Annotated in this window: 1 protein-coding gene; it reads left to right on the top strand. The window is 56.0% G+C overall.

Going from position 1 to position 853, the window contains the following annotated elements; translation table 11 throughout:
* Positions 1–223 precede the first annotated feature (223 nt).
* Positions 224–823, top strand: coding sequence for a nitroreductase family protein (locus B3605_RS03690; protein WP_112944117.1), 600 nt, complete (start codon positions 224–226; stop codon positions 821–823).
* The last annotated feature ends 30 nt before the right edge of the window (positions 824–853 follow it).

The raw sequence follows: 853 nt of genomic DNA, 5'->3' as shown, positions 1-853 counted from the left end.
AGATTGAGCAGCAAGCACTTCGTGCGCAAAGAATAATTGTATCCGTCCCAACAAATGCTGAGAGAGATGGCGACTGACAGAGAGGGAGCAAAAAAATCTCTTGGGTGTGATGCAATGCAATATGCATCTCCCTTCCTATGCACTATCCCTTGTTTCCGGCCGCATTTGACTGCTCCTCCCAGCGGTAGGGTGGCCGTATACATGAAAAAGGATAGCGCCCCACATGACCAACACTCTTATTGAATCCATCAAGAAGCGCCGCAGTCAGTATGCTCTCGGCAAGACACTGCCGATTTCCCAGGAAGAAACCACCAAGCTGATCCAGGAAGCCGTCAAGCACACGCCGTCTTCCTTCAATTCGCAGAGCTCGCGTGTTCTGGTTCTCTACGGCGCAGAAAGCGACAAGCTCTGGGGCTTCGTGATGGACGCACTGCGCAAAATCGTTCCTGCCGACGCGTTTGAATCGACCGAAAAGCGCATCAACAGCTTTGCCGCCGGCGCCGGCACCGTTCTCTTTTTCGAAGACCAGGACGTCGTGAAGGGCCTGCAGGAAAAGTTTGCGCTTTACGCCGACAATTTCCCGATCTGGTCAGAACAGTCGAGCGGCATGGCGCAGTTTGCCGTTTGGGCAGCGCTTGCCGCATCCGACATTGGCGCCAGCCTGCAGCACTACAATCCGTTGGCCGACGCTGAAATTGCAGCCGCCTGGAACATCCCTTCCTCGTGGAAGCTGCGCGCGCAGATGCCGTTCGGCGCCAACTCAGCCGCCTTCGGCGAAAAGGCGTTCATGGACGACAGCGATCGCTTCAAAGTCTTCGGCTGATACTTAGTTCCGGCGGCGCCATGCGCCGCC

Source organism: Rhizobium sp. UBA1881 (assembly GCF_002338015.1).
Classification (GTDB): domain Bacteria; phylum Pseudomonadota; class Alphaproteobacteria; order Rhizobiales; family Rhizobiaceae; genus Rhizobium.
This window is presented reverse-complemented; position numbering and strand designations above follow the sequence as displayed.